The sequence below is a fragment of the Halorubrum halodurans genome (assembly GCF_002252985.1).
In the GTDB taxonomy this organism is placed as follows: domain Archaea; phylum Halobacteriota; class Halobacteria; order Halobacteriales; family Haloferacaceae; genus Halorubrum; species Halorubrum halodurans.
Genome location: NZ_NHPJ01000122.1, coordinates 1 through 6975 on the forward strand (window position 1 = coordinate 1; position 6975 = coordinate 6975).

The window sequence follows — 6975 nt, forward strand, 5'->3', positions numbered from 1 at the left end:
CCGCCGCGGTCGGCATCGAGCGGTTCGTGAGCGACGCCGACGGGATCGGCGGCCGGCTCCGCGAGCGCCCCGAGGACTTCCGAGTCACGGAGCTGGAGGCGTTCGATCCGGATCCCCTCGATGCCGACCGCGGCGGCTACCCCGAGCTCGTCGTCCGCGCCACGCTCCGGAACTGGGACACGAACGACTTCGCGCGCCGGATCTCCGACGCTTTGGGGATCAGCCGCGAGCGCGTCTCCTGGGCGGGCACGAAGGACAAACGCGCCGTGACGACCCAGCTGTTCACGCTGCGGGAGGTCGACCCCGAGGACCTTCCCGAGATCCGCGGCGTCGACGTCGAGCCGATCGGCCGAGCCGGCCGCCGGCTCTCCTTCGGCGACCTCGCCGGCAACGCCTTCGAGATCCGCGTCGCCGACGCGGTCCCGGACGCGGCGGAGCGAGTCGGAGCGATCGCCCGCGACCTCCGGGCGTTCGCGGGCGCGGACCCCGACGACCCGGACGCCCCCGTCGCGGTCCCCAACTACTTCGGGCAACAGCGGTTCGGGAGCGTCCGCCCGGTCACCCACCGCGTCGGGCTCGCGGTCGTCCGCGGCGACTTCCGTGAGGCGGTCCGGCTGTACGCGGGGAACCCCTCGCCGGCCGAGCCGGACGACACCCGCGCCGGCCGGCGGCGCGTCGACGACGCCTTCGGGGTCGCGGGCGGCGACGGGGAGGACGCCACGGGCGGCGGGGAGGGCGCTCCCGCCGCCGCGGACGACGACGCCTCCCGCGCCGCCGACGGCACCGGCGACGGCGACTGGGCGGCCTGTCTCGACGCGATGCCCCGGAAGCTCCGGTTCGAGCGCGGGATGCTCTCCCGGCTCGCCGAGCGCGGCGTCGACCCGGCCGCGCCGCCCGCGGACGACGACTGGCGGCACGCGCTCGAGGCGGTACCCTCGAACCTCCAGCGGCTCTTCGTCAACGCGGCCCAGTCGGTGTTGTTCAACCGGATCGTGAGCGAGCGGCTCGCCCGCGGGCTCCCCTTCGACCGCCCCGTCGCCGGCGACGTGGCGTGTTTCGCCGACCGCGATGCCCCCGACGAGCTGTACGCGCCCGACATCGACCGCGAACAGCGGGTGACCGACGGGCGGGTGGAGGTGATGGCGCGCCACTGCGCGCGCGGCCGGGCCTTCGTCACCGGGCCGCTCGTCGGCACCGGGACCGAACTCGCGGCGGGCAAGCCGGGCGAGATCGAGCGGGCGGTGCTCGCGGACGCGGGGGTCGAGCCCGCGGACTTCGACCTCCCCGGCGAGTTCGACTCGAGCGGCACCCGCCGGGCGATCCAGGTCCGGACTGACCTCGAGGTGACGTTCGAGGGGGGCGATCCCACCTTCGCGTTCGCGCTCCCGAGCGGGTCGTACGCGACCGTGTTGTTGCGCGAGTTCACGAAGGTCGACCCGCTGGAGCGGTAGCGGCTCGATCCCCGACGGGGTGGGGATCCGCGAACCCGCCGGAGGATGAGATCCACAACTGTGGATCATCATCGGCGATCACGGTCGAGAACCGGCACGACCCTGCGGTCCGTTCCGAGTCGTTTTTGTGCCGCCCCCGCGGATCGCGTCCATGACACGGATCGTCGTTTTGGACCTCCACGGCCAGTTCACCCACCTGGAGCGGCGCGCGCTCCGGGACATGGGCGTCGACACCGAGATCGTCGACGCGGACACGCCGCCCGCCGAGGTCGACGCGGACGGGGTCGTCCTCTCGGGCGGCCCCGACATGGACCGGATCGGCAGGGCCCGCGAGTACCTCGACCTCGAGATCCCCGTCCTCGGCATCTGTCTCGGGATGCAGGTGATCGCGGACGAGCGCGGCGGGCGCGTCGGCGGCGGCGACTACGGCGGCTACGCCGACGTCGACGTGGCGATCGTCGACGAGGACGACCCGCTCGTCGGGTCGCTCGCGCCCGACACCCGCGTGTGGGCCTCCCACGCCGACGAGGTGAAGGAGCTCCCGGAGGGGTTCGCCCACACCGCGACCTCCGACGTCTGCGGCATCGAGGCGATGTCGAACGTCGCGGAGGACCTGTACGGCGTCCAGTGGCATCCCGAGGTCGCCCACACCGAGGAGGGTGAGGCGGTCTTCGAGAACTTCGTCGCGATCTGCGAGTCGGCGTAGCGGGTTCCCGCTCCCCGGTCTCGCCTCCTCCGGCGCCGACCCCTCGACGGAGGACGATCGGCGGCGGGGTCGGTCCCCGTGCCGAAACCTTGTTGTCCTCACCCGGAGACCGGACCGTCGATGAACGACGAGCACGGCCTCCGCTCCCGATTCGGGGTTTCAGCGCCGTCGGCGGCGGGCCTCGGCCTGGCCTCGTCGGGGTTCGTCGGGCTGATGGGCATCATCACCGCGGAACTCCTCTACCCGAACTACTCGACGAGACGGGACATCAGCGATCTGGGATCGACGCGTCCACCCGACCCGGTGATCCACGAGCCGTCGGCGACCGTGTTCAACGCGACGATGCTCGTGACCGGACTGGTCGTGGTGCTCTCCGCGTACCTCCTCTACCGCGTCGCCGACCGACGCGGGTTCCCGGTCGCGCTCGGCGTCTTCGGACTCGGCGCGTTCGGCGTCGGGGTGTTTCCGGGGAACGTGACGCCGTGGCACGGCCTGTTCGCGCTGCTCACGTTCTTCAGCGGCGGCATCACGGTGGTGCTCTCCTCGCGGGTCGTCTCCAGGCCGTTCTCCCTGCTGTGTGGGTTCCTCGGCGGTACGTCCCTGACCCTTCTCGTCAGCGTCTTCTTCTACGGACTGGTCGTCCGCGGCCCCCACCCGCTCGAGTTCCTCGGTGGCGGCGGCATCGAGCGCTGGGTGGTCTATCCGCTCGTCCTCTGGCTCCTCGCGTTCGGCGGCTACCTGATGGCGGACTCCCGCGACTCCGACGACGCGATCCTCGACTGACGAGCGGTTGCGGACGGCGTCCCGCCCGCGGACGGTGTCGCTCGCCGATCCCGCCCGAGCGGAAGCCGGAGAGATTTTCATCCGCGGGCGAATATCGCGAACCCGTGACCGCGACACAGGGACGGCTCGCCGGGCTCTCCAAGTTCATCTTCCGTGCGCCGCGCTGGCCGCGAACGCTCGCGTTCGCCGTACTCCTCGGCGGGCTCACGGGGATCGCCGTCTTCGACTCCGCCTCCACGATGGGGTCGACGTACCCCGTGTTGCTCGTCGGCCAGGACGCCTGGCAGGGGATCGTCTTCCTCGGCGCGCCGACGGTCGTCGCCGCGCTCACGACCACCACGGTCGACCGCGCGCTCGGCGGAAGCCTCACGTACAACCGCTCGGCGCTTTTAGCGCTCCTGTGTGAGCTGTTCGTCGTCGTCGTCCTCGTCGTCGCCGGCGTCTTCGCCGCCGTCCTCGGGCTCTCCCAGCGGTTCGTCTTCGACGCGCTCGTCGTCGCGCTCGCGTCGATCTTCGCCCTCAGACTGCTCGCCGTCCTCGCCGTTTCACGGGTCTCCGTCCCCGCCGCCAGCGTCCCCGCGCTGGTCCAGACCGCCGTCGCCGCGGCCCTGCTCTTCGTGTACGGCGGGACCGCCCGCCTCCTCATCGACGGAGGATCCGCCTACGAGGCGTACGTCGTGTTCCTTTCGCGGACCGACCACGGACCGCCCGTCTTCGACGCGGTGACGCTCGACCACTTCCTGCTTCTGGGCGCGCTCTGTCTGCTCTACGCCGTCGCGGTCTGGGGGTTCCTCGTCGCGGTCGAGCGCCCGTGGCGGCGCGCGCTCGACGTCTCGGTGCTGGATTTCATCCGCGGGTTCATCGGCTACGCCGCCGAGGAGTCCCGCGACCTCGAGGAGTTCTTCGAGCGGCTCGGCCAGGAGGCGGTCGTCCCCGTCTCGGCGCTGTCGTTCCGGGTGATCGAGGGAGACGACGCCGGTACGGGGGGTGACGGTACGGAGACCGACGCGGCCGGCGACGATCCCGACGCGACCGTCGCCGACGGCGGCCGGGTGGATCCGGCCCGCCTCGGCGCGGAGAAGGCCCGGTTCGTGCTGCCGATGATCCACCCCGGCCCGCTCGGCGAGATCGGCGGCGGCGACCTCCCGCGTCGGGTGGCGCTCTCGGCCGAGGGGATCGGCTTCCCGCCGCACGCGACCGCGGGCCACGACTTCAACCTCGTCTCCGAGAGCGAGGTCGACTGCGTCATCGACGCCGCCGACCGCGCGCTCGCGGACGCGACGTTCCGCCGGGAGGGGACGGTCCCGCTCTCGGTCGAGGCCGGCGAGTCGTCGGTGCTGGCCCAGCGGTTCGGCGACGCCGCGCTCGCGGTCTCGACGTTCGCGCCGGGGTCGGCCGACGACGTCGACTTCGCCGTCGGCCAGTCCGCCAGAGCGGAGTTCCGGTCCGGCGGGGCGGAGGACGTCCTCCTCGTCGACGGCCACAACTGCCACACGGGACTCTCGGGGGCGGACCTGGGCCACGTCACGCCCGGCTCGGAGCGCTCCTACGACCTGTACAAGGCCGCCGGCTCCGCCGGCAGGGCGACCGCCGACGCCGATCGCGGCCGGACGGAGCTCGGCGTCGCCTGGGAGCCGACCGACTGGACGCCCGAGGAGGGGATCGGCCCGCTCGGCGTCCGTGTCGCGGTCACCCGCGTCGCCGGCGTCGAGGCCGCCTACGTGCTCATCGACGGCAACAACATGGTGCCGGGCCTGCGCGAGGACCTGCTCGCGGCCGTCCGCGAGGCGACCGGGATCGACCGCGCCGAGGTCATGACCACCGACAACCACGTCGTCAACCGGACCCGCGCGGACAACCGGGTCGGGGAGGAGATCGACGCCGACCGGCTCGCGGAGACGGTCGCGTCGCTCGCGGTCGACGCGCGGGAGGACCTCGAACCCGTCGCGGTCGGCGGGGGAACCGAACACGCGACGGTGACCGTCTTCGGCAACGACCGCACCGAAACCCTCGCGACGCAGGCCAACGCCGCGATATCGCTCGGTGCGGCGCTGGCGGCGGCGGTGACGCTGTTCGCCATGTCGGTGAGCGTGCTGCTGTTCTTCCTGACGTGAGCGGCGGGACGGCGCTCCCGCTTTCGGTCGAAAACGACGAACGGGTCGAACGCCGCCCCGTTCTCTACTCTCCGAACAGCTCGTCGACGGCCTCGCCCGCGGCCTCGGTCGCCGCCTCGGCGACCGCCTCCGGGTCGGGGTCGTCGGGGCCGTCGGGCGCGTTCAGGTAGACGTCGACGTCGAGGACGCCGTCCTCGAAGGTGACCGTGACGTCGAGGTCGGTCACGGCCGACTGGTCGTATCGGCGGAAGACGACGCCCTCGGCCGCCTCGGCGGCGGTCCGGACGACCTCCTCGTCGGCGGGGTCGCCGGCGGGAGGGCCGTCGGCCGGATCGTCGTCGGCCGGATCGTCGTCGGTCGGTCGCTCGCTCGACGCGTCCTCGCTCATCGGTCTCTACGCGCCGCCCGCGCCCGGACCGCCGGGGCCCATCGGGCCGCCGCCGGCGCCGCCCTGGAGCATCTGCTGGAGCTCGCCCTGGAGGTCGTCGAACTGCTCTTGAACGCGCTCCTCCTGTTTCTCGAGCTGCTCGACGCGGACCTCGAGCGAATCGACCTTGTTCTCGAGGTCGTCGTAGGCGGAGTCGTAGTCGGTCTCGACGAGCACCTCGCCGATCTCGCGGTACATTCCGGCGTCCTCGTCGACGTCCTCTAAGGCGTCGAGCGCCGTCTTCGACTCGTTGAGCGCGGTCTTCGCCTGCTCCTTCTGTTCCGCGACCTGCTGTGCGGTCTCTTGAAGCTCCTGAAGCTCCTCGATCTTCTCCTGTGCCTCGGGCGGCATGTTCCCTTGCATGGGCGGACCGAGGCGGTCCGGACGGAAAAACCCCCGACTTCTCCGACGAGAGCGAGCGGTCCCGAAAATCGACGGGAGAGCGACCATATCGGGCGAACCGTCCTCTCGCTCGCCGTACCGTCCGCGGCGAGCGCGGGTCATCGATCCCGGCTCACGCCCTCGGCGACCGCGACCAGCCGCGACCAGCTCGTGATCCCCGCGCGCAGCGCGACGAGGTCGGTGGCGGTCACGCGGACGCGGACGACGGAACCGTCCCGCGAGACGGTCGCGCTCGACCGGGACTCGTCGAGCTCGCCGACCTCGGGCGCGAGCGCGTCGGCGACGATCCGGGCGCGCCGCTCGTCGGGGTACTCGAAGGAGAGAAGCGTTCCGTGGTCGCGGTCGGTCACGGCGGGGTCCGGTTACTCGACGTCGACTTCCTTGACGTCGCCGCCGCGCTCCTTCAGGAGGACGCGGTGGCCGCAGTAGGGACAGCGGACGCCGCCGTACTCGTCGAGCGTGACGTCGCGCTTACAGCGGGAACACTTGTAACTCATTATTCCTCGTCGGCGAGCGCGGCGCGGATGGAGCGGCGGACGGTCCGGCCGCCGGGGGTCTCGGGACGGTAGGCCCCGCCGGTGAACGTCTCGCCGGTCTCCTCGTTCACCCAGATGCCGGTGCCGACGCGCTTGACGTCGTCGCCGTCGACCGTCGCGTTCTGCATCTCTCCCTCGATGTCCTTGACCCGCTTTCTGGCGACGCGGCCGTAGCGGGCCCCGAATCGGCCCGCGCTGCCGGTGCTTCGTGCCTTGTCCTCAGCCATAGTGTGCCTGGATACCGCCAGCGTGGGTAAAAAGGCTACGAGTCGGCCACGGCCGTGCGCCTCCGTGGCGTATCCGTTCGCTTTCCGTTCCTCGGTTTCGTTGAATTCCTGTTTCTCGGATGCGTTCTCGAAGGAACCGTCGTTCACTGGCAGGGCTTCGTCGATCGAGTGGCGACGGAGTGAGTAGAAGAGTCGTTGCTAGCGCGGTGAACACCGCCAAAGCCCCAGTCGCGAGGACTTGGGGGCCTCGTTGCGCGCTTCAGTCGTTCGCTCTGCTCACTCCTTCCAGTGCTTACGTCGGCCGCCGTCGTCCTCGCGACTGCCCCTTT

The 6975-nt window shown here is 71.6% G+C and carries 9 protein-coding genes; 4 read left to right on the forward strand and 5 right to left on the reverse strand.

What is annotated here, in order from left to right:
• The 4 genes from truD to DJ70_RS14055 form a co-directional block, all read left to right on the forward strand.
• Positions 1-1451: tRNA pseudouridine(13) synthase TruD (gene truD / locus DJ70_RS14040; protein WP_143421044.1), on the forward strand; the 1451-nt coding region annotated here is incomplete at its 5' end.
• Between the two features lie 151 nt (positions 1452-1602).
• Positions 1603-2157 (forward strand): GMP synthase subunit A, encoded by a 555-nt coding sequence (locus DJ70_RS14045; RefSeq protein ID WP_094534045.1) that lies wholly within the window; start codon positions 1603-1605, stop codon positions 2155-2157.
• 120 nt (positions 2158-2277) lie between these two features.
• Positions 2278-2940, forward strand: a complete 663-nt coding sequence (locus tag DJ70_RS14050) for a DUF998 domain-containing protein (RefSeq protein WP_094534047.1) — start codon at positions 2278-2280, stop codon at positions 2938-2940.
• Between the two features lie 104 nt (positions 2941-3044).
• The gene (locus DJ70_RS14055) at positions 3045-5054 is read left to right on the forward strand and encodes a DUF2070 family protein (RefSeq protein WP_094534049.1); all 2010 of its coding nucleotides are present in this window, start codon (positions 3045-3047) and stop codon (positions 5052-5054) included.
• 64 nt (positions 5055-5118) lie between these two features.
• On the opposite strand, the gene DJ70_RS14060 is transcribed toward DJ70_RS14055, so the two are convergent.
• From DJ70_RS14060 to DJ70_RS14080, 5 genes are all read right to left on the reverse strand, one after another.
• The gene (locus DJ70_RS14060) at positions 5119-5442 is read right to left on the reverse strand and encodes a DUF3194 domain-containing protein (RefSeq protein ID WP_094534051.1); all 324 of its coding nucleotides are present in this window, start codon (positions 5440-5442) and stop codon (positions 5119-5121) included.
• A 6-nt stretch (positions 5443-5448) separates the two neighbouring features.
• Positions 5449-5832: a prefoldin subunit beta gene (locus DJ70_RS14065; RefSeq protein ID WP_094534059.1), complete on the reverse strand. Its 384-nt coding sequence runs from the start codon at positions 5830-5832 to the stop codon at positions 5449-5451.
• Between the two features lie 149 nt (positions 5833-5981).
• Positions 5982-6233, reverse strand: a complete 252-nt coding sequence (locus DJ70_RS14070; protein WP_094534053.1) for a KEOPS complex subunit Pcc1 — start codon at positions 6231-6233, stop codon at positions 5982-5984.
• A gap of 12 nt (positions 6234-6245) precedes the next feature.
• Positions 6246-6380, reverse strand: coding sequence for a DNA-directed RNA polymerase subunit P (locus DJ70_RS14075; protein WP_094534055.1), 135 nt, complete (start codon positions 6378-6380; stop codon positions 6246-6248).
• On the reverse strand, positions 6380-6646 hold the full coding sequence (locus DJ70_RS14080) for a 50S ribosomal protein L37 (protein ID WP_066414134.1): 267 nt from the start codon (positions 6644-6646) through the stop codon (positions 6380-6382). The genes DJ70_RS14075 and DJ70_RS14080 overlap by 1 nt, the downstream gene beginning before the upstream one ends.
• Positions 6647-6975: the final 329 nt, after the last annotated feature.